Raw genomic sequence first — 23,029 nt, 5'->3', positions numbered from 1 at the left:
ATCCGATGAGAATGAAGCTCTCTGCCGCGCATCGCCAGATCGCCTGCCAGTCGCGGCTGCTTTCGGCCGTGCCGCCCGATCTGCGCGATAGTCTGCTGGATGCGGCGCATGTCAGCCGCCAGCGCCGCGGCCAGGTGGTCTTTCACCAGGGCGATGCCGCCCATTCCATCCATGTCGTCGCCGACGGCTGGGTCAAGCTCTACCGCATCGCCGCCAACGGCTCCGAGGCGGTGGTGGGGGTGATGACGCGCGGGCAAAGTTTCGGCGAGCCGATCGCGCTGCGCCGCGCCAGCTATCCGGTCTCGGCCGAGGCATCGACGGATTGTCAGCTGATCGCCATTCCGGCGCGCGCGGTGCTCGACCTGCTGCACGCGCATCCCGCCATCGCCATCTCGATCCTGTCGGCCACCTTCATGCATCTGCAGGGGCTGGTCGAGCAGATCGAGCAGCTCAAGGCGCTGTCCGGCGCCCAGCGGGTCGCCGAGTTCCTGCTGGAGCTTTGCCCCGAAGGCGAGGCCAGCGCCACGGTGGTGCTGCCCTATGACAAGGCGCTGATCGCGGGGCGGCTGGGCATGAAGCCGGAAAGCCTGAGCCGCGCCTTTGCCCGGCTGCGCGATCATGGCGTGCGGGTCAGCCAGACCAGCGCCGCCATCGCCTCGGTCAGTCGGCTGCGCGACCTGGCCCAGGCCGACACGCTGGGCGCGCTCGGTCCCGCCGGCTGAGCCGGACGGAAGGCTTGACATCGGTCGAGGAAGCGGCTGGGCTTTCGGCCAGACCGCCGGCGGCCGGCGGCTGCGCAGGAGGCAGGGGTCATGGACAGGATAAGCCGGCAGGATGGGCGCTTCGTCGTCGATGCCGAACTGCTCGGCCCGGCCTTCGGCCTGGACCCGGCCCTGGTGCCGGGGCTGATGCAGCAGGGCCGGATCACCAGCCGCCACGAGACCGGCGAGGGCGCGGATGCCGGCACTTTCCGCCTGAGCTTCTTCCATGCCGGCCGCGTCCTGCGCCTGACCGTCGACGCCGAGGGGCGCATCCTGAAACAGGCGCGCTTCGACCGCCCCGAACGCCCGGGCGGCGCCGGCTGAGGCGCCGCCGCGACCCGGCCGGATTCAGGCGGCCAGCGCCCGCGGGAACAGGATCGTTTCCTCCAGGTGGATATGCGCGACCACGTCGTCGCAAAGCTTGCGCAGCCCGGTGTAAAGCGCGGTCCACGAGCCGCAGGCGCCGATGGGCAGGCGCAGCCCGTTGGTGACATGCTCGATCCGGCGCAGCAGTTCCGAGGTGTCGGCATGGTCCTGGTGCATCACCTGGATCGGCCCGGCCAGCGTGGCGCCGGCACCTTGCAGAATGGCCGGGAACAGCACCTTTTCCTCTTTCGTCATGTGGGCGTCCAGATCGCCGTGCAGCAGGATCAGCGCCTCGGTCAGGCCCAGCGGCGCCTCGTCATGGTCGCCATGCACCGATTCCACCCGGTTGGCGAGCTGGACCAGAAAGGCCAGCTCCTCGCGATGGGTGGCGTGGTAGCGGTCGAGGATATGCGCGACCAGCCCGGCCGTGTCGGCGGGGGCGTCCTGTGCCGCGCGGTCGATCAGCGCCTGTAGCTGCGCGGTCAGCGCCGCCAGGTCCAGCCCGGCCTTGCGGGCGGCTTCGGCCAGGCTGATATCGCCGCCGCAGCAGAAGCTGATGTCGGCATCGCGGAAGATGCCGGCGGCGCCGGGCAGTTTCGCGGCGATGTCGCGCACGGTGTTTTCGGGATAGAGCAGCGTGTCGGTCATGGGTGGTTTCCTTTTGCTTCGGGGTTCCAGGCCCCGGCCTGCGGCGGGGCGAGATGCAGCAGATCGACGGCGCGGGCCGCGATCTGGGCCACGGCCTCGGCCAGGCTGGCCGGGCGCAGGTAGAAGGCCGGGACCGGCGGCAGGATCACCGCCCCCATCTCGGCCGCGGCCTGCATGTTTCGCAGATGCGCCAGGGTCAGCGGCGCCTCGCGCGCCAGCAGCACCAGCGGCCGGCGTTCCTTCAGCTGCACGCCGGCGGCGCGGGTCAGCAGGCTGTCGTCGAAACCATGGGCGATGGCGGCCAGGCTGCGCATCGAGCAGGGCGCGACGATCATCCCCGCCACCGGGCAGGAGCCCGAGGCGATGGCCGCGCCCAGGTCGCGCTGCGGATGCACCCGCGCCGCCATGGCGCAAAGCCCGGCCAGCGCCTGCGGCCCGACCTCCTCGGCCAACGTCCGCTCGGCCATGGCCGAGACCACCAGGTCGATCTCGGCCCCCAGCCGGGCCAGCTTCTCGGCGCAGGCGAGCGCCAGCGCCGCGCCCGAGGCGCCCGAGACGCCCAGCACCACCCGGCTCATGCCACGACCTCCGCCAGGATCGCCGCCGCCCGCGCCTCATGCGTGGGGTCGAGGCGCATCTCGCGGCCCCAGTCGCGGGCGGTCTCGGTGCCGATCTTGGTGGTGGCGTCGATGCCGATCTTGCCGGCCAGCCCCTCGCGCGGCGAGGCGAAGTCCAGGTAGTCCATCGGCGTGCGGTCGATCAGCATGACATCGCGCGCCGGATCCATGCGCGTGGACAAGGCCCAAAGCACGTCGTCCCAGTTGCGGATGTCGATTTCGCCATCCACCACCACGATCATCTTGGTATAGCAGAACTGCGGCAACATGCCCCAAAGCGCCATCATCACCCGCCGCGCCTGGCCGGGATAGGCCTTGTCGATGCGCACCACCGCCATGCGGTAGGAACAGGCGGCGGGCGGCAGGAACAGGTCGCGGACCTCGGGGATCTGGCTGCGGATCACAGGCAGCGCCAGGTCGTTGAACACCTCGCCGATGACCGAGGGCTCGTCGGGCGGCCGGCCCGTCACCGTGGTCAGGTAAAGCGGGTCGCGTCGGCAGGTGACGGCGCTGACGCGCATGACCGGGAATAGCTCGACGGCGTTGTAATAGCCGGTATGGTCGCCGAAGGGCCCCTCGGGCGCGGTTTCGCCGGGATGCACCCAGCCCTCGACGACGATCTCGGCGCGGGCGGGCACCATCAGCGGCACGGTGCGGGCGGCGGCGAGTTCGGTGCGCGCGCCGCGCAGCACGCCGGAAAAGCCCAGTTCCGAGACGGTCTCGGGCAGCGGCAGGGCGGCGGCCAGCAACAGCGCCGGATCGGCGCCAAGCGCGATGGCGACCGGCATCGGCTCGCCGGCGCGCAGCCACGAGCGGTGATGCGCCGCGCCGCCGCGTTGCGCCAGCCAGCGCAGGATCAGCCGGTCCGGCCCCAGCACCTGGGCGCGATAGACGCCCAGGTTATAGCGGCCATGGTCCGCGGCCTCGGACCCGTGCGGCCGGGTCATGACCACGGGCCAGGTGATCAGCGGCCCGCCATCCTCGGGCCAGGGGGTCTGCACCGGCAGACGGTCGAGGCCGGGCAGCACCTCCTCTTGCGAGGCGGCATGGCGCGACAGACGCGGCCGGGCGGCCAGCGCCGCGCGCAGCACCGGCCAGCGCGACAGCGCGTCGCGCATCCCCTCGGGCGGCTCGGGGCTGCGCAGGCTGGCCAGGAAGCCGCCGAAGGCCGGGATCTCGTCCAGCGCCAGCCCCAGGCCGGCCGCCACCCGCTCGCGCGTGGCGAAAAGATTGGTCACCACCGGCATCGGTGGCCCGTCATGCGCGTCGAAGCGCAGCACCGGCCCGCCACGGCGCAGGGCGGCAAGCTGCACCGCCGTCATCTCGTGGCGCAGCGAGACGGGGGCGGCGATCCGCGCCAGATCGCCGCGCGCCTCGGCAAAGGCAAGAAACGCCCGCAGGTCGGGAAAGGGCGGCAGGCTGCGCATCGGGGGCTCCGGTCTCGGCTCGTTGCGGCGGAACCTAGGGCCGGAAATGCGCGTGCCGCTTGACCGATATCAATTCGGCGGCGGAATTTGCGGGCTAGGTCGGAGGCATGACCTCGCCCCGCCCCCTTCCGACCGTGCTGCGCCGTCTGCCGGTCCCGCCACTCGCCCCGCGCCTGATGGGGATTGCCCTGACCGCGCTGCTGCGGCGCATCGCCCGCCGCCAGCCGGCGATCCTGTCCCGGCTCGGCCCATATGAGGCCGCGCGCTTCCTGATCGACGTGACCGATGGCCCGGTCCTGCTGCTGATCGAGCCCGCGGCCCGGCGCATCGCCGCCCATCCCCGCAGCCGCGAACCCGACCATGATGCGGCGATCCGCGGCCGGCTTGCCGCCTTTCTCGCCATGCTGCACGGCGCCGAGGACGGCGATGCGCTGTTCTTTTCCGGTGAACTGCAGATCGGCGGCGACACCTCCGCCGTGCTGGCGCTGCGCAATGCGCTGGACGACGCGGAACTGGACCTGGCCGCCGAGCTTGCGGCGATTCCCGGCCGCCCCTTCGACCGCTGGCTGCGCCGGGGCGCCGACCTGCTGGCGCGGCGCAGCGGCTATGTGCTTTCCAGACAGGAGACGAGCCCATGATGGAACTGGTCTGTCCCGCCGGCACCCCCGCCGCCCTGCGCGCGGCCGTGGATGCGGGGGCGCATACGGTCTATTGCGGCTTTGCCAATGAAACCAACGCCCGCAACTTTCCGGGGCTGAACTTCTCGGCCCAGGAGCTGGCCGAGGGCGTGGCCTATGCCGCGGCGCGCGGCGCCCGGGTGCTGGTCGCGATCAACACCTTCCCGCGCGCCGGCGACCAGGCGATCTGGCACCGCGCGGTGGCCGAAGCCAAGGCGGCCGGCGCCCATGCCGTGATCCTGGCCGACCTGGGCCTGATCGCCCATGCCGCCGAGGCGCATCCCGACCTGCGGCTGCATCTGTCGGTGCAGGCGGCGGCGGCCAACCCGGATGCGATCAACTTCTATGCCGAAACCTTCGGCATCCGGCGCGTCGTCCTGCCGCGGGTGCTGACGGTCGAGGAGATCACCGCCATCAACCGCGAGATCGACGTCGAGACCGAGGTCTTCGTCTTTGGCGGGCTCTGCGTCATGGCCGAGGGACGCTGCTCGCTGTCCTCATACGCGACGGGGTTGTCGCCGAACATGAACGGCGTCTGCTCACCGGCCAGCCATGTGGTCTATGGCGAGGTGGGCGGCCAGAATGAGGCCCGGCTGGGCGGCTTCCTGATCCACCGCACGCCCAAGGGGGCGCCCGCACCCTATCCGACGCTGTGCAAGGGCTGCTTTACCGCGCCCGCCACCGCCACCGGCGCCGCCCAGACCGGCCATCTGTTCGAAGACCCGGTGAGCCTGGACGCGACCGAACTGATCCCGCGCCTGCGCCAGGCCGGGGTGACGGCGCTGAAGATCGAGGGCCGCCAGCGCTCGCGCGCCTATGTGGCGCAGGTGGTGCGCGCCTTCCGCGCGGCGGTCGAGGCGGTGGAAACCGGTGCACCGATACCCGCCGGCCTGCTGGCGAAGCTGACCGAGGGTCAGGCCGCCACCACCGGCGCCTACGCGAAAACCTGGAGGTAGCCATGGATCTGACCATTGGGCCGATCGCCTTTTTCTGGAACGCCGAAACCGTGCGCGGCTTTTACCGGACTTTGGCCGCAAGTCCGGCGCGGCGGGTGGTGATCGGCGAATGGGTCTGCTCGAAACGCCTGCCATTCTGGCAGCAGGAGATTCCCGGCGCCGTCGAATGCCTGCGCACCGCCGGCAAGGAGGTGGCGCTGTCCACGCTGTCGCTGATCACCCTGCGGCGCGAGCGTCGGCAGACCGAGGAACTGTTCGCCACCGGCCTGCCGGTCGAGATCGCCGATCTGGGGGCGCTGAAACACCTGCCCGAGGGGATGCCCTTCCAGGTCGGGCCGCTGGTCAATGTCTATAACGAGGGCACGCTGGAATGGCTGGCGAGGAAGGGCGCGACCCGCATCTGCCTGCCGCCCGAGCTGCCGCTGGCCTCGGTCGCCCGGCTTGCGGCGGCGGGTGCGGCGGCGGGTCTTGCCGTCGAGGTCTGGGGGCATGGCCGCGCGCCGCTGGCGATCTCGGGGCGCTGCTATCATGCTCGCCTGCACGACCGCGCCAAGGACAGCTGCCAGTTCATCTGCGGCGACGACCCGGACGGCCGCGATGTCGAGACGCTTGAAGGCGTGCCCTTCCTGACAGTGAACGGCGTGCAGACGCTGGGCCATGCCCATACCACCGCGGCCGGGCAGATCGACGAGCTGCGCGAGGCCGGCGTGACGGCGCTGCGGTTGTCGCCGCAGACCGGCGATTTCGCCGGGCTGGTCGGGCTTTACCACCGTATCGCCCAGGGCGGCACGCCGCGCCCCGAGGCGCTGGCCGGGCTGCGCCGGCTGATGCCGGAAGCCGCGCTCGCCGACGGCTTCCTGGCGGGGACGCCGGGCGCCAGCATCGCCGGCTGAGGCCGATCCGAGAGGGCCGGCCGCGCGCGAATCCGCGTCCGCCGACAGGGCGGGCGACGGTTTTTCACCACCGGACCACCGTCGGGCCAGCCCGCCGGATCTGATCGCCCTCGGGTTGTGCCGGCCCGTCCGTGCCGATGACCCATGCCGTCGAGGGCAAACACCATGTGGTCATCGCGGCCGATGGCCTCGGCTCGGCCGGCACCCGGGCGCCCGTCAGTCGGCGGGGCCGGGAAACACCATGACGCTGCCCGGCCGCGGGGCCAAGCGGATCAGGCTGCCGGGTGCCGGCAGCACCAGGCCGGGGATGCGGGATTTCATCGCCGCGCCGCCCGGCTCCAGCCGGGTCTCGACCAGGCTGTCGCGACCCAGATAGCGGGCGCGCTCGACCCGGGCCGGGGTGCCGCCGACCTCGACCGTGACCAGATGCTGCGGGCGGACAACCACCTCGGCCCGGCTGCCCTCGGCCAGGCCGAAGGCCGGAAAGGCGCCCAGCACGGTCTGCACCCGGCCGTTCCTGACCCGGCCTTCGACCGTGTTCAGGTCCGAGAAGAAGGCTGCGACGCCGCGATCGGCGGGCCGGTCGTAAAGCTGATCGGGCCGCCCTTCCTGGATCAGCCGGCCCTGGCGCATGACGGCGATGCGATGGCCCATCAGCATCGCTTCCTCGGGGTCGTGCGTGACCATCAGCACCGTGGTCCGGGTCTCGCGCAGCAGGTCCAGCGCCGCGTCGCGCACGCCGTCGCGCAGCCGGTGGTCGAGGCTGGAAAACGGTTCGTCCATCAGCATCAGGCAGGGGCGCGGCGCCAGGGCGCGGGCCAGCGCCACGCGCTGCTGCTCGCCCCCCGAAAGCTCGTGCGGATATTTCGCCGCATGGCCGGACAGGCCGACCCGCTCCAGCAGCTCGCCGATGCGGCCGCGATTCTGCCGCGCTGGGCCCTGCAGGCCGAAGCCGACATTGGCCGCCACGTCCAGATGCGGGAACAGCGCGAAATCCTGGAAAACCATGCCGACCGGGCGCCGTTCCGGCGGCAGGAAGGTATCGGCCCCCGACATGGGCCGGCCGTCGATCCGGACGGTGCCCGAATCGGGCCGCTCGATGCCGGCGATCATGCGCAGCGTGGTCGATTTGCCGCAGCCCGACGGGCCGAGCAGGCAGGTCACCTCGCCTCGTGCCACGCGGAAGCCGATATCCTCGACCGCCGCCACGCCGGCGAAGCGGCGGCACAGCGCCTTGACCTCCAGCATGGGCAGGGTTGCGGCGATATCGGGCGCGGCCTCGCGCGCATCCACCTGGCTGGCCCAGTCGGGAGGGCTGGCTAACTGGTTCATCGGCATCCCTTCGTGACCGCACCCGCAGGAGAATAGTTTACTTTAGTAGTTAGTTTAGTAAACAGGTCGAGAAATCGCAAGGAGGACAGAATGCGTGTCGGACTCTCTGGACTGATCGGTGCCGTATTGGCTGCGCAGGCGGTTGCCGCAAACGCCCAGGAACTGAACCTCTACACCACGCGCGAGCCGAATCTGATCGAGCCGCTGCTGGCCTCGTTCACCGAATCGACCGGGGTGAAGGTGAACACCATCTTCCTCAAGGACGGCCTGCCCGAGCGGGTCGAGCAGGAGGGCGAAGCCTCGCCCGCCGATGTGCTGATGACCGTGGACATCGGCAACCTGGTCGACCTGGTCGATCGCGGCCTGACCCAGCCGGTCGATTCCGAGGTGCTGGCGGCCGCCATCCCCGAGAATCTGCGGGACAAGGACGGCAACTGGTTCGCGCTGTCGCAGCGGGCGCGGGTGCTTTACGCCGACAAGAATCTGGATCTGTCGAGCTTCACCTATGAGGATCTCGCCAAGCCGGAATGGAAGGGCAAGGTCTGCATCCGCTCGGGTCAGCATCCCTACAACGTGGCGCTGACCGCCTCCTACATCGTGCATCACGGCGAGGAAGCCGCGAAGACCTGGCTGGAGGGCGTCAAGGCGAACCTGGCCCGCACTGCCGGCGGCGGCGACCGCGACGTGGCGCGCGACATCATGGGCGGCATCTGCCAGATCGGCATCGCCAATTCCTATTACGTCGGCCTGATGCGCAGCGGCGCCGGCGGCCCCGAGCAGCAGGAATGGGTCAAGGCGATCAAGGTCGTCCTGCCGACCTTCGAGAGCGGCGGCACGCAGGTGAACGTCTCGGGCGCGGCGGTGGCCAAGCACGCGCCGAACAAGGACGAGGCGGTGCAGCTGCTGGAATACCTGGTCTCGGACGAGGCGCAGAAGCTCTATGCCGAGGCGAATTTCGAATATCCGGTCAAGGCCGGCGTCGCGGTCAGCCCGGTGATCGAGGACATGGCGGGCCTCAAGGCCGATGCCGCCGACCTGACCGAGATCGCCCGCCAGCGCAAGACGGCGAGCGAGCTGGCCGAGACGGTCGGCTTCGATAACTGAAGCGAAGCGCGCAGGCATGAACCCGGAATTGACACAGGCTTCCCGCGACCGCGCGGGGACGGGCTGGCAGGCGGCAGCTTTGGTGATCGCCGCGCTGGTTCTGTTGCCGGTGCTGGCGCTGGGACTGTTCGCGCTGCAGGGCAGCCCAGGGCTTTGGGCGCATCTGATCGGCAACGTGCTGCCGGTGGCGGCGCGGCAGACGGTGATCCTGTTGGTGGGTGTCGGCATCATCGTCGCGACGCTGGGCACGGTGACGGCCTGGCTGGTCGCGGCCTGCGATTTTCCGGGGCGGCGCATCTTCGGCTGGGCGCTGCTGCTGCCGTTGGCGGTGCCGACCTATATCGTCGCCTATGCCTATCTGGACATCCTGCATCCGGTCGGGCCGGTGCAGGGCGCGATCCGCGGCTGGCTGGGCTATGCCAGCCCGCACGAGTTCCGCCTGCCCGACATCCGCTCGATGCCCGGCTGCATCCTTCTGCTGGGGCTGGTGCTTTATCCCTATGTCTACCTGCCGGTGCGGGCGCTGTTCGCCATGCAGGCCGTCAACCTGCTGGATGCCGGCCGAACCTTGGGGGCCGGGCCGGTCGCCACCTTCCTGCGCGTGGCGATTCCCCTGGCCCGGCCGGCCGTCGCCATCGGTACGGCGCTTGCGCTGATGGAGGCGATGAACGACATCGGCGCGGCCGAGTTCCTGGGCGTGCGCACGCTGACCGTCTCGGTCTATTCGACCTGGATCAACCGTTCGGACCTGCCGGGGGCGGCGCAGATCGCGCTGGCGATGCTGGCCATCACCATGGCGCTGGTCATGCTGGAGCGCCGCGGTCGCAAACGCCAGCGTTACGCGGCGGGGGCGCAGCGCAGCCAACCCTTGCGGCGCACGCGGCTGCGCGGCTGGCGGGCCGGTGCGGCGGTGCTGGTCTGCGCGCTGCCGGTCGCCTTCGGCTTCGCGGCGCCGGCCTGGTATCTGGTCGGCGCGGCCTGGGCGCGCTACCGTTTCGCCGGCCTGTCGCCGCGCATTCTCGAAGAGGCCGGCAACACCGCCTTCTTCGCCGCGCTGGCGACGCTGGTGGCGCTGCTGTTGGGGCTGGTGGTGACCGGCGCCGCGCGGATGCGGCCGGGGCGGTTGACCCAGACCATGGTGCGGCTTTCGACCTTGGGCTATAGGGTGCCGGGCACCATCCTGGCCATCGGGCTTCTGCCGGTGATCGCGCTGGCCGACCGCCAGATCGCCGCCGCCTCGCAGGCGCTGCTGGGCGCCGGGCCGGGGCTGTTGCTGCTGGGGTCCGGCGCGGCGCTGGTCTATGCCTATGTGGCGCGTTTCCTGGCCATCGCCACCGGCGGCATCGAGGCCGGGCTGAGCCGGGTGCCGCGCTCGCTCGACCATGTGGCGCGGACGCTGGGCCGCAGCCCCGGCCAGGTGTTCCGGCAGGTGCATGTGCCTATCTCGCGTCCGGCGCTGGCCGCCTCGGGGCTGCTGATCTTCGTCGATTGCGTCAAGGAACTGCCGGCCACGCTGCTGCTGCGGCCGCTGAATTTCGAAACCCTCTCGACGCATCTTTACGGCGAGGCGGCGCGCGGCACCTATGAGGATGCGGCCATCGCGGCGCTGATCATCGTGGTCATCGGCATCCTGCCGGTCATGGTGCTGGCGCGGACGATCCGGCGCTGACGGCGGCCGGGCGGGACCGCCCGGCTGCGGGCGGCCCGGTCCCTGCGGGTTATTCGACCGTCAGGGTGATGCGGTCCTTGCCGACCTTTTCGACATCCTCGCGCAGCAGGGCCTGCGGACGGCATTCGAAATTCTCGTAGAGCGTCAGTTGGTCGTCGTAATGCGGGGATTTTTCGCCCGAGGGGCTGATGAAGCCGCTCTGGCCGGGCGGGGCGACGATGCAGACGCTGACCTTGCCGTCCCTGAAGGTGATCAGGTCGCTTTGCGTCCCGCGGTTCATCGCCGTGCCGATGGACAGCGCCTCTCCCTCGTCCGCCTGCGGGATGCCCAGGTAGTTGTCGGTCAGGAAATCGTGCTGCGGCAGCGGCATCCGCCAGTCCGCGACCTCGTCGCTGCCGTAATCCGCGGCCAGCTTGTCGCCGGTCTTGCTCAGCGCGGCCAGCATGACCTCGGCCTTGTCGGCGCCGTTGAAGAAATCATGCGTCTGCGGCACGCCCGCCTTGTCGCCCAGCAGCGCATTGCGCAGCACCTGGACCGGGCGCGAGACGCGGTTGTAAAGCACCGTCGGGTCGATGCCCGGCGCGTCGTCCATCAGCACGTCCTGCACCATCGTGTCGACCCAGGTGCGGAAGATCTGCACCGCCGGCGCGGTGGCGCGGCCGTCCTCGGCCCGCAGCATCTGCCCGTCCCAGTCCCGCAGCGCCGCCAGCATCGCGCCGCGCGGATCCTGCGCCGGAACCCCCTTTGCCGCCTCCAGCAGGAAGGGCAGCAGGGCGCGGGCGTTGATGTCGAGGAAGCTGATCTCGCGGTTGAGATCCCAGACCTCCTCGGGCGTCAGCTTGTCCTTCGCCTGCAGCCGGGACATGATCTCGTCCACCCGGTCGGCGTCGCCCCAGGGGTTCGCCTCGAAATTGCCGACCGGCCCGTGCGTCGAGCGGTTGTTCCAGTTCGCGATCCAGCCCTGGGCGGGGTTGTAGGTCTTGGGCACCTCCGAGAAGGGCCGGATGCCCTGCCAGTCCTGGCTGCCGTCGCCCCTGGCGGGCACGCGCTGGTCCTGCGTCTCGGCCCGGAGGGGCAGCAGGCCGGGCGAGACATAGCCGATGTTCCCGTCGCGGTCGGCGTAATACCAGTTGATGGTGGTGGCGACCTTCTCGGCCTGCTGCAGCCAGTCCTGATAGGTCTGCGCCTTGGTCGAATCGACCCAGGCCATCAGGGTCTGGATCTCCTTGCCCTTCCAGCTGCGATGAAAGGCATAGGCCCGGCGGTTCGCCGGATCGAAGCGGCTGACCACGCCGTATGCGCTGCTATAGACCGTCGTGGTCACGTCGGGCTGGCCCCTGACCTTGAACACCTCCTGCCGGGCCGTCATCTCGACCAGCTCGCCGTTCTTGCGGTAGCGGGTCGGATCCTCGGGGTCGAGTTCAAGCTCGACGTAATCGTTGACGTCCAGCGGGCCGGCGGTCGCGCCCCAGGCGATCCGGCCGTTGGTGCCGAACAGGATGTTGGGAACGGCAAAGGGCGTGCTGCCGGTCAGGTCGAATCCGGCGCCGTGCAGCCCGATGGAATAGACATAGGACGGGTTGAAATTGCCGAATTGCGGCCCGTTCAGCAGGATCGTGCTGCCATCGCTGGTCTTTTCCGGTCCGACCAGCCAGATGTTCGAGGCGCGCGGCCGGTCGTTGTCGCCGCCCGGCACCGCCAGGTCGAGCAGGCCGCGGAAACGCCCCGCCTCGGGCGGGGCCGCATCCGCCCTGATCCGGTATTGCCCGCCCTCGGGCACGGTGGTCGGGGCCAGCGGATCCTCGAGCCAATACATCTGGTCGAAAAGCTCGGCCGCTTTTTCCGGGCCATGGGCCTGTTCCAGCCGGGCCAGCACCTTGGCATTGTCGAGCTCGGTCGAGTAATGCGAGAAGCGGCCGGCCATGGTGCCGACATAGATCATCGCCACGTCGAACTCGGTCCAGCTGCTCGGCTCCATGCCGAAATCGGTGAACTGCCTGGGCAGCAGATGCTCGCGGTCGGCCAGCACCTCGGCCAGGCGCTTGTTGTAGCCCGCCGCGTAGCCGCGCAGGATGTCGCGCTGCTCTGCGGGAAGCGCCTCGATCTGGGCGCGGATGTCGGCATGGTCGAAATCGGCGCGGGTGGCGATGTCGAAGGGCAGCCGCTCGGCGCCCAGCACCTCGGAGACGGTTCCCAGCACCGAGCGCCTGGCCATCTCCATCTGGAACAGGCGATCCTGCGCGACCGCATAGCCGAAGCCCGCATAAAGCCCGTAGACGTCATCGGCATAGACATGCGGCACGCCCCAGTCGTCGCGGATGATCTCGACGCTGGATCCGGCATTTGCCGCCGCCGATCCAAGTCCGACCGTTGCCGAAAGCAGCAGCCATGCCAGGGGTTTCCGCTTCAGATTCATTCCATGCTCCTCCCAGAACCGCGCCGGGATGCTGCCCGTGACGCCGCGTCACTTATACATTGACCGCCCGGTCGGTCAATGTGATTAGCAGCCTGGCGGCCAGAGAGCGGCGGGCTACAGATACATGTGCCGGATGGTGTCGTCCTGCAGCATCGCCGCGCGCGTGCCGGTGACGGCGATCCGGCCGCGCACGATCAGATAGCCGCGGTCCGAGATCGACAGGGCGGTTTCGGCGTTCTGCTCGATCAGCAGGACGGTCTTGCCCTCGGCATGGATGCGCGAGACGGTGTCGAAATATTCGTCGATCAGCTTGGGCGAAAGGCCCAGCGACGGCTCGTCCATGATCAGCATCTGCGGGTCGCCGATCAGCGCCCGCGCCAGGGCGACCATCGCCTGTTCGCCCCCCGACATGGTGTTGGCCTGCTGGTTCAGCCGCTCCCTGACGCGGGGAAACAGGGCGCAGATCACTTCGAGCCGCGCCTCGAAGGGCTCGCGGCAGCCCGAGGCGTCATAGCCGAGCCGCAGGTTCTGGCGCACGCTGAGCGAGGGGAACAGCCGCCGGCCCTCGGGGACGAAGCCGACGCCGAGCGCGGCAAGCCGCTCGGTGCCGAGGCGCGAGACATCCTCGCCCATCAGCCGGATCTCGCCGCCGTCCAGCGGCAACAGGCCGGACAGCGCCTTGAAGGTGGTGGATTTCCCCGCGCCGTTCGGGCCGAGCAGGCAGACCAGCTCGCCCTGGCCGATGCTCATCGAGACCTCGCGCAGCATGGCGACCGGGCCGTAGGAGGTGCTGACATTCTTCAGTTCAAGCATGTTCGACTGCCTTTTGTCCCAGATAGGCCTGCTGCACGCGCGGCAATTGCCGCACCTCGGCAAAGGCGCCTTCGGCGATCTTCTTGCCGTAGTCGATGACCACCACGCTGTCGGGCAGTTCCGCGACCAGGCGCATGTCATGTTCGATGATCAGGAAGGACAGGCCGGGATTGTCCGCCATGACGCGGCGGATATCGGCCATCAGCGCGGCGGTGTCGCGGTCGTCCATGCCCGAGGACGGTTCGTCGAGCAGGATCAGCCGCGGGCGCGAGGCCAGCGCGCGGGCGATCTCCAGCCGGCGCCGGTCGGCCTGCGGCAGGATGCCCGCCGGCTCGTAGCGCCGGGCGTGAAGCTCCTCCGAGATGCCGCGCAGGATGGTCTCGGCCTGATCCGCGCAGGCGCCGAGTTCGCGCCGGGATCTCTTGGGACGCAGCAGCGCGGTCAGCACGCCGGTTCGGCTGCGCCCGTGCATGCCGATGATGACGTTGTCGAGGATCGACAGGTCCTCGAACAGCCGCGAGGACTGGAAGGTCCGGGCGATGCCGCGCGTCGCGATCCGGTGCGCGGGCAGGCCGGTGATGTCCTCGCCCGCCAGCGCGACGCTGCCCGCGGTCGGCCGGTAGATGCCGGTGACCAGGTTGAACAGCGTGGACTTGCCGGCGCCGTTCGGGCCGATGATGCAGGTGATGGTCGAGGGGGCGACGGTCAGGTCGACTCCGTCCACGGCGACGAGGCCGCCGAAGCGGATGCCGAGCCCGCTCAGTTGCAGCAGCGGTGCGGTCATCATTGGCCTCCGTAATGGCGCTGGCGTTGCGGGAACAGGCCCTTGGGCCGCAGGATCAGGAACAGGATCACCACGACCGAGACGAAAAGCAGCCGGTAGTCCGAGAAGATCCGCAGCTTTTCCGGCAGCATGGTCAGCAGGAAGGCGCCCAGGATCACCCCCAGCGTGTTGTCCATGCCGCCGACGATCACCATGGTCATGATCGTGACCGAGACCAGGAAGGTGAAGTTGTCGGGCGAGATATACGAGATGTAGAAGGCATAGATCGTGCCGGCGAAGGCGGCCAGGAAGGCGTCCACGCCAAAGGCCAGGATCTTGTACCAGACCACGTTGATGCCCTGGCATTTCGCCGCCAGCTCGTCGGCGCGGATCGCGTTCCAGGCCAGGCCGACGCGGCTTTCGTGCAGCCGCTTGGCCGACAGGATCGCCAGCCCCAGCAGCGCCGCCGAAAGATAGTAGAAATTCGCCTGCGAGGGCAGCCGGAAGCCGAACAGCTCGATCGGCTGCATGAAGGAATGGCCCAGCAGGCTGGGGGCCGGGATGCCGACCAGGCCGTTCGGGCCGCCGGTCCAGCTGAGATTGTTCAGCATCTGGTGGATGACGATGCCGAAGGCGATGGTGACCAGCGCCAGATAGCTGTCGCGGGTGCGCATCGAGGGAATGCCCAGCAGGAAGCCGAAGAGCGTGGCGACGATGGCGGCGGCCGGCAGCGTCGCCCAGAAGCTCCAGCCGAGATGGATCGCCAGCAGCGCCGAGGTATAGGCGCCGATGCCATAGGTCGCGCCGGTGGCGAAGTTCGGGATGTTGGCCGAGCCGAGCTGGAAGTTCAGCGCCAGCGCCAGCACCGAATAAAGCAGCGAGACGATCAGCAGGTGCAGCGCATAGGTGTTGCCCCCCAGGAAGAACGGATAGACCAGCACGATCGCGACGGCGAGCACGGTCGCCAGCCCGCGCGCCTCGTGGAAGGCGCGCACGATCTCCTCCTCGATCCGGGGCCGCAGTTGCAGCGCCGCGAACAGCCCGCCCATCAGGGCGAGCAGCGCCAGCACCATGGGCGTCGCCTCGGCCAGCAGGAAGGCGCCCAGCAGGGCGGCGCCGCCGATCTCGGTCGCGACGACGGTCAGGCCGGCGGGCAGTGCGGCGCGGCTCTGGACATGGGTCAGGGTCGTGGTGGACATCGGCTCAGACCTTTTCGAAGACGGGTTTGCCCAGCAGGCCCGAGGGCCGGATGCAGAGCATCAGGATGACGAGGGCAAAGGCGAAGACCAGCCGGTAGGAGGCGCCGTCGGCCATGTTCGCCTGCACGATGGTCTCGATCCCGGCGATGGCCAGCGCCCCCAGGATCGCGCCGCCCATCGAGCCCAGCCCGCCGATCACCGCGGCGGAAAAGCCGATCAGGCCCAGCTGCACGCCGAAGTCGAAGCGCACCACCCCGGCATAGCTGGCGAAGAACAGCGCCCCCAGCGCCCCCACGGCCGAGGCCAGGAAGAAGGTGAAGGCGAAGATGCGCGCCGGCGTGATGCCCATCAGCCGGGCGGTTGCGCCATCCTCGGCCACGGCGCGGATGCGCATGCCGATCGGGCTGTTCTGCATCAGCAGATACATCAGCACCACGATGGCGACGGTCGAGACGACGATCAGCACCGGCAGGGCCGGCAGGCGCAGCCCGCCGAATTCCACGAAGCCCTGCACGATGGCCGGAAAGGACTTGGGATTCGAGCCCTGGGGATAGAAGCCGCGGATCAGCTCGCGCACCACGGTGCCAAGCGCCACCGTGGCCACCAGCGCCATCATGGCCGGCGAGTGGCGAAAGCGCGAGATGACCAGCCGGTCGGCGCCGATCCCGACCAGCCCGGTGACCAGCACGGCGATCACCAGCGCCGCCAGGATCGGCAGGATGCCCGCGCTGCTTCCGGCCAGGCCGAACAGCACCTGCAGGCTTCCCAGCGCCACGAAGGGCGCGATCATCGAGACGTCGCCATGCGAGAAATGGATGACGTTCAGCAGCCCGAACAGCAGGCTGAAACCTATGGCGACAAGCGTGTAGATACTTCCCAGCACCAGCCAGTTCAGCAGGTGCTGGAGGATCAGACTTTCCACGTCGGACCTCCCGGATTGATTCATTGGTTCGGCTTTTCCGAGGACAATGGCGGCGGCCGGCTGGTTCAGGCAAATGAAAAGGGCCCCGGCGGCGCTTCGTTTTTTCTGAGCCACTGCTTCAGTTAATGCGACTTCTCAGCGGGGCGGAAATCGTCCGATGTTCGGCTCCGGAACGACAAGCTCCACCCGGCACGACCGGCGAAAAGGGGCGGGTCCGCAAGACCAGCAGCCACAAGACCTCTGCACCGACAGGAGAGACAGACATGCCCATCATTCCCACCCGCCGCGCCGTTCTGGCCGGGCTCGTGCTTTCGACGGCGATCTTCGCCGCCCCCGCCTTCGCCGAGAAGGCGAAGGTCAAGATCGGCTTCATGGGCCCGCTGTCGGGCGGCAACGCGCAGCAGGGTCTGGGGGCGAAGAACGGCTTCCTGCTGGCCATCGAGCAGGCGAATGCCGATCCGGCCGGCAAGTATCAGATCGAGCCGGTGGTGCTGGACGACGCCTCGGACCCGCAGACCGGCGTCGGCGCAGCGATGAAGCTGGTGAACGACCCCGAGGTGGTGGCCGCGACCGGGCACTGGAATTCGCCCGTGGCGCTGGCGACCATGCCGGTCTTTGCCCGTTTCCAGACGCCGCTGGTGATCTGGGGCGCGATCTCGCCGGCCATCACCGAACAGAACCTGCCCGAGGTGACGCGCGTCACCCCGACGCTTCTGACCGAGAACCAGCCGCTGTCGGAATGGATGGTCAAGGATCTGGGCGCCAAGCGCATCGCCGTCATCGCCGACACCTCGGATTACGGCAAGTCGAATGCCGAGGCGATCGCCGAATTCGTCCCGGCGGCGGGCGGCGAGGTGGTCTCGACCGACCTGTTGCCGGTGGGCTCGACCGATTTCCGCACCGTCCTGACCTCGCTGAAGGGCAAGCAGGTCGATGCGGTCTATTTCGGCGGCGTCATCACCGAGGCCGGCATCCTGGCCCGGCAGATGAAGGAAATCGGGCTCGACAAGCCGATGCTGGGCATCTCGGGCTTCTACGACCCGGAATTCATCGCGGTGGCGGGCGACGCGGCACCGAATACCATCGTTTCCTATCCGGTGGCCTCGCAGACGCCGAAGCTGGCGCAGATGGAGGCCGACTACCAGGCCAAGGGCTTCGCCGAGCCGATGAGCCCCTATACGAAATACGCCTTCGACGCGGCGAACATCATCATTCAGGCGATCAACGAGGTCGGGGCCGAGGACAAGGCCAAGCTGGCCGAGGCGATCCGCGCCATCCAGCATGACGGCGCCACCGGCCAGATCACCTTCGATGCCAACGGCCAGACCCAGACCCCGATCGCCATCGAGCTGAAGACCGTCAAGGACGGCGCCTGGACGAGCTATGCCAAGTCCTGACGCCCGCTGACCTGACCAACCCGCCGACCGATCCCGCCCCCTGCGCGCCCCGCTCGCAAGGGACGGGGAAGGTCTGCCCGATCCCGGCCAAGGGCCAGCGTGCCCGGGCCGAACCCATCCGCCGAAAGGCCAATCCCGAGGAAATCATGCTAAGAACCGGAGAACAGTATCGCGACTCCATCCGCGACGGCCGCCGCGTCTGGATCAATGGCGAGCGCGTACAGGACATCACCCGGCATCCGATGTTCAAGCCGCTGGTCGACATCCGCGCGCATATCTACGACATGGCCCATGCCGAGGCCACGCGCGACCTGATGAGCTACGAGGAGAACGGCGAGCGCTTCTCGGTCGGGCTGAAGCTGCCCTTCACCCGCGAGGACTGGCGCGCCAAGCGCGCCGCCACCAATGCGGTGCTGGAGGAGGTCGGCGGCATCGTCACCCGCGTCGGCGACGAGACGGCGGGCGAGATGTGGTCGCTGTTCGACGGCCAGGACATCCTGAACGAGGTGGACCCGCGCTTTTCGGAAAACATCCGCGACCACATCCACCGCGTCATCATGACCGACCCCTTCCACGTCTCGGCCAATACCGATCCCAAGGGCGACCGCTCGAAGCGGCCGCAGGACCAGGACCCGGACATGCTGCTGCATGTGGTCAGGGAAACCGACGCGGGCATCGTGGTGCGCGGCGCGAAATACGAGACCGCCGCCGCCTATGCCAACCAGGCCTTCACCAAGCCGACCATCGCCAACTGGGGCAACGAGGCGATGTCGGATTACGCGGTGGGCTTCGTCTGCGACTTCTCCTCGCCCAACCTGCGCTTCATCGCCCGCACCGGCTTTGCCGGCCGCGCGCCGGCCCGGGACTATCCGCTGTCGAACCGCTTCGACGAGGTCGAGACGCTGGTGATCTATGACGACGTGCTGATCCCGTGGGAGAACGTGCTGTTCTACCAGCACACCAAGGCCGCGACCTTCATCCGCGCCACGCTGCACCGCTATTCCGCCTTCGCCTTCGTGCAGCGCAACCTGAAGCTCGCCGACCTCTTGATCGGCGCGGCGCTGTGGAACGTGCGCCAGACCGGGCTGGAGCATCAGCCGGCGGTGCAGGAGAAGCTGGCGACGCTGGCCTGCTACCGCGAGGGGATCAACGCCCACCTGACCGCGGCCATTGCCGAGGCCGAGGAAAGCCCCGGCGGGCTGATGATGCCGAACCAGTCGCTGCTGATGACCGGCCGCGTGCTGGCCTGTTCGCAGCTGCACCACATGATGCACCTGACGCGCGAGCTTTGCGGCGGCCAGATCTGCATCACCCCCGACGCCGCCTGTTTCGACGATCCCGAAACCGCGCCCTGGCTCGACAAGTTCTACACGCTGAACGAGAACTGGGGCAGCGAGGATCGCCGCAAGCTGCTGGCCTATGCCCGCGACCTGCTGAATTCGGACTATGCCGGCCACCGGCTGACCTTCCAGCTTTTCGCGCAATCCCCGCCCTTCGCCCATCTGGCTGCGGTCTATCGCAACTTCGACTGGAACGAGGCGCTGCGCTTCACCCACAAATCCGCGGGCCTGTCCGATCAGGTCTGGGGCACCAAACACTGACCGACCGGAGCAGACACCATGACCATCCATCACCGCATCCGCCCCTTCAACACCAAGGAAACCTATCCCGAGCAGAAGCTGAACAACGACCTGAGCCAGGGCGTCGTCGCCCGCGGCACCATGGTCTTCCTGCGCGGCCAGGTTTCGCAGGATCTGGAGACCCGCGAATGCCTGCATGCCGGCGATCCGGCGGCGCAGACCCGCAAGACCATGGAAAACATCCGCATGCTGCTGGAAGAAGCGGGATCGCGGATGGAGCATATCTGCCGCATCGTCGTCTATGTCACCGACATCCGCTATCGCGAGGCGGTCTATCAGGAGATGGGCAAGCACCTGCGGGGCGTGCATCCCTGCTCGACCGGCATCGTGGTGCCGGCGCTGGCCCGGCCCGAATGGGTGGTCGAGATCGAGGCCACCGCCGTCATCCCGGACGCATGAGGCGGGCATGACCTTCTCGATTTCTGCCCGCTGCCCCGAAACCGGCATGTTCGGCATCGCCGTCTCCTCCTCCTCGCCCTGCGTGGCGGCGCGCTGCGCCCATGCGCGGGCGGGCGTGGGCGTGGTCGCGACCCAGAACATCACCGACCCGAGCCTGGGGCCGAAGGGGCTGGACCTGATGGCGCAGGGGCTTTCGGCGGCGCAGGCGCTGGAGCGGCTGGTCGCCGAGGCGCCGCATGTCGAATACCGCCAGCTTGCACTGGTCGATGCGGCGGGCGGCACCGCCGGCCGTTCCGGGGCCAAGACGCTGGGCACGCATGGCATCGCTTATGGCGCGGGCGTGACGGCGGCGGGCAACCTGCTTCGCTCGGACGAGATCCCGCAGAAGATGGTCGATGCCTTCATGGCGGCCCGGGGCCGGCATCTGGGCGACCGGCTGCTGGCGGGCATGCGCGCCTCGGTCGCCGCCGGCGGCGAGGAGGGGCCGGTGCATTCCATGGGCCTTCTGATCGTGGACAAGGTGAGCTGGCCCATCGCCGACCTGCGCGTCGACTGGAGCGAGGGCGATCCCATCGAGGATTGCGCTGCGCTGTGGGAGCGCTGGCGGCTTGAGATGGACGCCTATGTGACCCGGGCGCTGAACCCCGACGCCGCGCCCAGCTACGGCGTGCCCGGCGACGAGTGATTTCCCCCCAACTCGGGGGCGGCCCGTGCCGCCCCCGGTCTTTGCGATGAGATTTCCATGACCGCGATCCCCTCGACCGTCGATATCCTGCGCCGGCTAGTTGCCTATCAGACGGTGTCCCGCCGTCCGAACCTCGACCTGCTGGACTATGTCGAGGGGCTGCTGGTGCCTGTGGGCGCGCGCGTCGAACGCTTCGCGCATCCGGATGGCAGCCGCGCCAATCTCTGGGCGACCATCGGTCCCGACGGACCGGGCGGCGTGGTGCTGTCGGGCCATACCGACGTGGTGCCGGTGACGGGCCAGGACTGGAGCGTCGATCCGTTCACGCTGACCGAGCGCGACGGGCGCTGCTATGGACGCGGCACGGCGGACATGAAGGGCTTCGTCGCCGCCGCCCTGCATGCCGCCCTGCATGCCGCCCGGCGCGGCCTGCGGACGCCGCTGCATCTGGCGCTGTCCTATGACGAGGAGATCGGCTGCCTGGGCGTGCGCGGCATGATCGCGGCCTTGGCGGCGCGTCCCGACCGCCCGGCGCTGTGCATCGTCGGCGAGCCGACCGGCATGCGCATCGCCACCGGCCACAAGGGCAAGCTGGCCTGCCGGGCCTGTTGCCACGGCCGCGAGGGCCATTCGGCGCTGGCTCCGAACGCGCTGAACGCCCTGCATCTGGGCGCGGCCTTCGTCGCCGGCCTGCAGGCCCGGCAGGAGGAGCTGGCCCATGCGGGCGCCCGCGACCCGGCTTACGACATCCCCTATTCGACCATCCATGCCGGCCTCATGCGGGGCGGCACGGCGCTGAACATCGTGCCGAACCGCTGCGAGATCGACTTCGAGATCCGCAACATCGTCGCCGACGATCCCGCCGCCATCCTGGCCGACATCGCTGCCGATGCCGAGGCCATCGCCGCCCCGCATCGCGCCCGCTTCCCCGACGCGCGCATCGAGATCGCGGAAGTCTCTGCCTATCCGGGGCTGGAGACCCCCGAGACCGCGCCGGTCGTCCGGTTGCTGCGCCGGCTGACCCGGGGGCCGGAGCCGACGATCAAGGTGGCCTTCGGCACCGAGGGCGGGCTTTTCCAGCAGGATCTGGGCATGTCCACGGCCATCTGCGGGCCGGGTTTCATGGATCAGGGCCACAAGCCCGACGAATTCGTCTCGCTCGACCAGCTGGCGCGCTGCGACCGGATGCTGGCCACGCTGTTGGACGAGATGGCGGCGCCGGAAATGGTGAAATAGGGCTTTGGCGCGCTGCGATAAAATGTTTCCACTTGGCATGCAGGACAGGACTGGAAACGATGCGCTTCACACTCAGGCAACTCAGCTATTTCATCGCGGCGGGCGAGACGCTGTCGGTCACCAAGGCGGCCGAGCAGGTCAACATCTCGCAGCCCTCGATCTCGGCCGCGATCTCGCATCTCGAGACCGAACTGAACGTCCAGCTTTTCATCCGCCATCATGCGCAGGGGCTGTCCTTGACCCCCGCCGGCATGCGGCTGCTGCGGGCGGCCAAGGAATCGCTGCGTGCTGCGGCCGGGCTCTACGAGGTCGCCAGCGACCTGAACGACCGCGTCTCGGGCTCGATCAAGGTCGGCACCTTCTTCACCTTCGCGCCGCTGATCGCGCCCGAGCTTTGGGCCGGATTCTCGCGCCGCTATCAGGATGTGCAGATGACCATGACCGAAGGCGGCGAGGCCGAGCTGATCGAAAGCCTGCGGCTGGCGCGGATCGACCTGGCGCTGACCTACAACCTCAACATGCCGCCGGACGTGACTTTCATCGAACTGGCGCAGCTGCGGTCCTATGCGCTGGTCGGGGCCGAGCATCGCTTTGCCGGGCGCGGCTCGATCCGGCTGGCCGAGCTGCTCGACGATCCCTTCATCCTGATCGACCTGCCGCTGACCCGCGACTATTTCCTGGGCCTGTTCCGCCAGATCGGCGGCGTGCCGCACATCGTCATGGAGACCTCGTCCACCGCCTCGCTGCGCTCCTATGTGGCGGCGGGGATCGGCTACGGGCTGATGACGGCGCGGCCGGTGAACCAGATCGCCGAGAACGGCCTGCCGCTGGTCTATCTGCCGCTCGAGGATGTCTCGACGCCGATCAGTTTCGGCATCGCCTGCCTGTCCGAGATCCGGCGCTCGCGCGTGGTCGAGGCCTTCATCGCGCATTGCCAGGAGGTGATCCGCGACGGCTCCTTCCCCGGCATGTTGCCGCTGGATGCGCCCGCGGCGCCGGCGGCCGAGGTTCTTCGGACTTCCTGAGGCAGAGCCGAGGAAAACATGATTTTCGGACGGGCGGGAAAGCCGTCACTCTGAATGCAGAAGGACAAGAGCAAATCTGCCCCA

The 23,029-nt window shown here is 68.9% G+C and carries 22 protein-coding genes; 13 read left to right on the top strand and 9 right to left on the bottom strand.

Features of this window, described 5'->3' with window-relative positions:
* The first annotated feature begins 5 nt into the window (after positions 1-5).
* Together NBE95_RS17885 and NBE95_RS17880 are read left to right on the top strand one after the other, a co-directional pair.
* Positions 6-722 carry a Crp/Fnr family transcriptional regulator gene (locus NBE95_RS17885; RefSeq protein ID WP_289896389.1) on the top strand — a complete coding sequence of 239 codons (717 nt, stop codon included), beginning with the start codon at positions 6-8 and terminating at the stop codon, positions 720-722.
* Between the two features lie 90 nt (positions 723-812).
* A complete protein-coding gene (locus tag NBE95_RS17880; RefSeq protein WP_289896388.1) occupies positions 813-1,085 on the top strand; it encodes a DUF6522 family protein in 273 nt (90 codons plus the stop codon).
* 24 nt (positions 1,086-1,109) lie between these two features.
* Here the strand turns inward: NBE95_RS17880 and ric are convergent, their stop codons facing one another.
* From ric to NBE95_RS17865, 3 genes are read right to left on the bottom strand one after another with little or no spacing between them, the layout of a single operon-like run.
* The gene (gene ric / locus NBE95_RS17875) at positions 1,110-1,775 is read right to left on the bottom strand and encodes an iron-sulfur cluster repair di-iron protein (RefSeq protein WP_289896387.1); all 666 of its coding nucleotides are present in this window, start codon (positions 1,773-1,775) and stop codon (positions 1,110-1,112) included.
* A complete protein-coding gene (locus NBE95_RS17870) occupies positions 1,772-2,353 on the bottom strand; it encodes a UbiX family flavin prenyltransferase (protein ID WP_289896386.1) in 582 nt (193 codons plus the stop codon). Before NBE95_RS17870 ends, ric begins: the two co-directional genes overlap by 4 nt.
* A complete protein-coding gene (locus tag NBE95_RS17865) occupies positions 2,350-3,819 on the bottom strand; it encodes a UbiD family decarboxylase (RefSeq protein WP_289896385.1) in 1,470 nt (489 codons plus the stop codon). The genes NBE95_RS17870 and NBE95_RS17865 overlap by 4 nt, the downstream gene beginning before the upstream one ends.
* Before the next feature lie 107 nt (positions 3,820-3,926).
* On the opposite strand from NBE95_RS17865, the gene NBE95_RS17860 reads away from it, so the two are divergent.
* Genes NBE95_RS17860 through NBE95_RS17850 form a run of 3 tightly spaced genes read left to right on the top strand, consistent with a single transcriptional unit; the run spans position 3,927 to position 6,345 of the window.
* The gene (locus NBE95_RS17860; protein WP_289896384.1) at positions 3,927-4,457 is read left to right on the top strand and encodes an SCP2 sterol-binding domain-containing protein; all 531 of its coding nucleotides are present in this window, start codon (positions 3,927-3,929) and stop codon (positions 4,455-4,457) included.
* Complete coding sequence (locus NBE95_RS17855; protein WP_289896541.1) at positions 4,457-5,452, top strand: peptidase U32 family protein; 996 nt, start codon at positions 4,457-4,459, stop codon at positions 5,450-5,452. The genes NBE95_RS17860 and NBE95_RS17855 overlap by 1 nt, the downstream gene beginning before the upstream one ends.
* 2 nt (positions 5,453-5,454) lie before the next feature.
* A complete protein-coding gene (locus tag NBE95_RS17850) occupies positions 5,455-6,345 on the top strand; it encodes a U32 family peptidase (protein ID WP_289896383.1) in 891 nt (296 codons plus the stop codon).
* Between the two features lie 216 nt (positions 6,346-6,561).
* Here NBE95_RS17850 and NBE95_RS17845 read toward each other — a convergent pair whose 3' ends face one another.
* Positions 6,562-7,677 carry an ABC transporter ATP-binding protein gene (locus NBE95_RS17845; protein WP_289896382.1) on the bottom strand — a complete coding sequence of 372 codons (1,116 nt, stop codon included), beginning with the start codon at positions 7,675-7,677 and terminating at the stop codon, positions 6,562-6,564.
* 90 nt (positions 7,678-7,767) lie between these two features.
* On the opposite strand from NBE95_RS17845, the gene NBE95_RS17840 reads away from it, so the two are divergent.
* Entirely contained in the window at positions 7,768-8,781 is a 1,014-nt protein-coding gene (locus NBE95_RS17840) for an extracellular solute-binding protein (RefSeq protein WP_289896381.1), read from the top strand.
* A gap of 16 nt (positions 8,782-8,797) precedes the next feature.
* Positions 8,798-10,450, top strand: coding sequence for an iron ABC transporter permease (locus NBE95_RS17835; protein ID WP_289896380.1), 1,653 nt, complete (start codon positions 8,798-8,800; stop codon positions 10,448-10,450).
* Between the two features lie 49 nt (positions 10,451-10,499).
* On the opposite strand, the gene NBE95_RS17830 is transcribed toward NBE95_RS17835, so the two are convergent.
* The 5 genes from NBE95_RS17830 to NBE95_RS17810 form a co-directional block, all read right to left on the bottom strand.
* Positions 10,500-12,866, bottom strand: coding sequence for a penicillin acylase family protein (locus NBE95_RS17830; protein WP_289896379.1), 2,367 nt, complete (start codon positions 12,864-12,866; stop codon positions 10,500-10,502).
* Positions 12,867-12,980: 114 nt separating this feature from the next.
* Positions 12,981-13,679: an ABC transporter ATP-binding protein gene (locus tag NBE95_RS17825; RefSeq protein ID WP_289896378.1), complete on the bottom strand. Its 699-nt coding sequence runs from the start codon at positions 13,677-13,679 to the stop codon at positions 12,981-12,983.
* Positions 13,672-14,466 (bottom strand): ABC transporter ATP-binding protein, encoded by a 795-nt coding sequence (locus NBE95_RS17820; protein ID WP_289896377.1) that lies wholly within the window; start codon positions 14,464-14,466, stop codon positions 13,672-13,674. The genes NBE95_RS17825 and NBE95_RS17820 overlap by 8 nt, the downstream gene beginning before the upstream one ends.
* Positions 14,463-15,641, bottom strand: a complete 1,179-nt coding sequence (locus NBE95_RS17815; protein ID WP_289896376.1) for a branched-chain amino acid ABC transporter permease — start codon at positions 15,639-15,641, stop codon at positions 14,463-14,465. The genes NBE95_RS17820 and NBE95_RS17815 overlap by 4 nt, the downstream gene beginning before the upstream one ends.
* 4 nt (positions 15,642-15,645) lie before the next feature.
* The gene (locus NBE95_RS17810) at positions 15,646-16,563 is read right to left on the bottom strand and encodes a branched-chain amino acid ABC transporter permease (RefSeq protein WP_289896375.1); all 918 of its coding nucleotides are present in this window, start codon (positions 16,561-16,563) and stop codon (positions 15,646-15,648) included.
* Positions 16,564-16,826: 263 nt separating this feature from the next.
* Between NBE95_RS17810 and NBE95_RS17805 the strand changes: the two genes are divergently transcribed.
* The 6 genes from NBE95_RS17805 (at position 16,827) to NBE95_RS17780 (ending at position 22,945) form a co-directional block, all read left to right on the top strand.
* Positions 16,827-17,960, top strand: a complete 1,134-nt coding sequence (locus NBE95_RS17805; RefSeq protein ID WP_289896374.1) for a branched-chain amino acid ABC transporter substrate-binding protein — start codon at positions 16,827-16,829, stop codon at positions 17,958-17,960.
* 146 nt (positions 17,961-18,106) lie between these two features.
* Positions 18,107-19,561 (top strand): 4-hydroxyphenylacetate 3-hydroxylase family protein, encoded by a 1,455-nt coding sequence (locus NBE95_RS17800; protein ID WP_289896373.1) that lies wholly within the window; start codon positions 18,107-18,109, stop codon positions 19,559-19,561.
* Positions 19,562-19,579: 18 nt separating this feature from the next.
* The gene (locus tag NBE95_RS17795; RefSeq protein WP_289896372.1) at positions 19,580-19,999 is read left to right on the top strand and encodes a RidA family protein; all 420 of its coding nucleotides are present in this window, start codon (positions 19,580-19,582) and stop codon (positions 19,997-19,999) included.
* Positions 20,000-20,006: 7 nt separating this feature from the next.
* Positions 20,007-20,684: a DUF1028 domain-containing protein gene (locus NBE95_RS17790; RefSeq protein WP_289896371.1), complete on the top strand. Its 678-nt coding sequence runs from the start codon at positions 20,007-20,009 to the stop codon at positions 20,682-20,684.
* Between the two features lie 57 nt (positions 20,685-20,741).
* Positions 20,742-21,920, top strand: a complete 1,179-nt coding sequence (gene argE / locus NBE95_RS17785; protein ID WP_289896370.1) for an acetylornithine deacetylase — start codon at positions 20,742-20,744, stop codon at positions 21,918-21,920.
* Between the two features lie 59 nt (positions 21,921-21,979).
* The gene (locus tag NBE95_RS17780) at positions 21,980-22,945 is read left to right on the top strand and encodes a LysR family transcriptional regulator (protein WP_289896369.1); all 966 of its coding nucleotides are present in this window, start codon (positions 21,980-21,982) and stop codon (positions 22,943-22,945) included.
* Positions 22,946-23,029 lie beyond the last annotated feature (84 nt).

The organism is Paracoccus sp. TOH (assembly GCF_030388245.1).
Classification (GTDB): domain Bacteria; phylum Pseudomonadota; class Alphaproteobacteria; order Rhodobacterales; family Rhodobacteraceae; genus Paracoccus; species Paracoccus simplex.
This window is presented reverse-complemented; position numbering and strand designations above follow the sequence as displayed.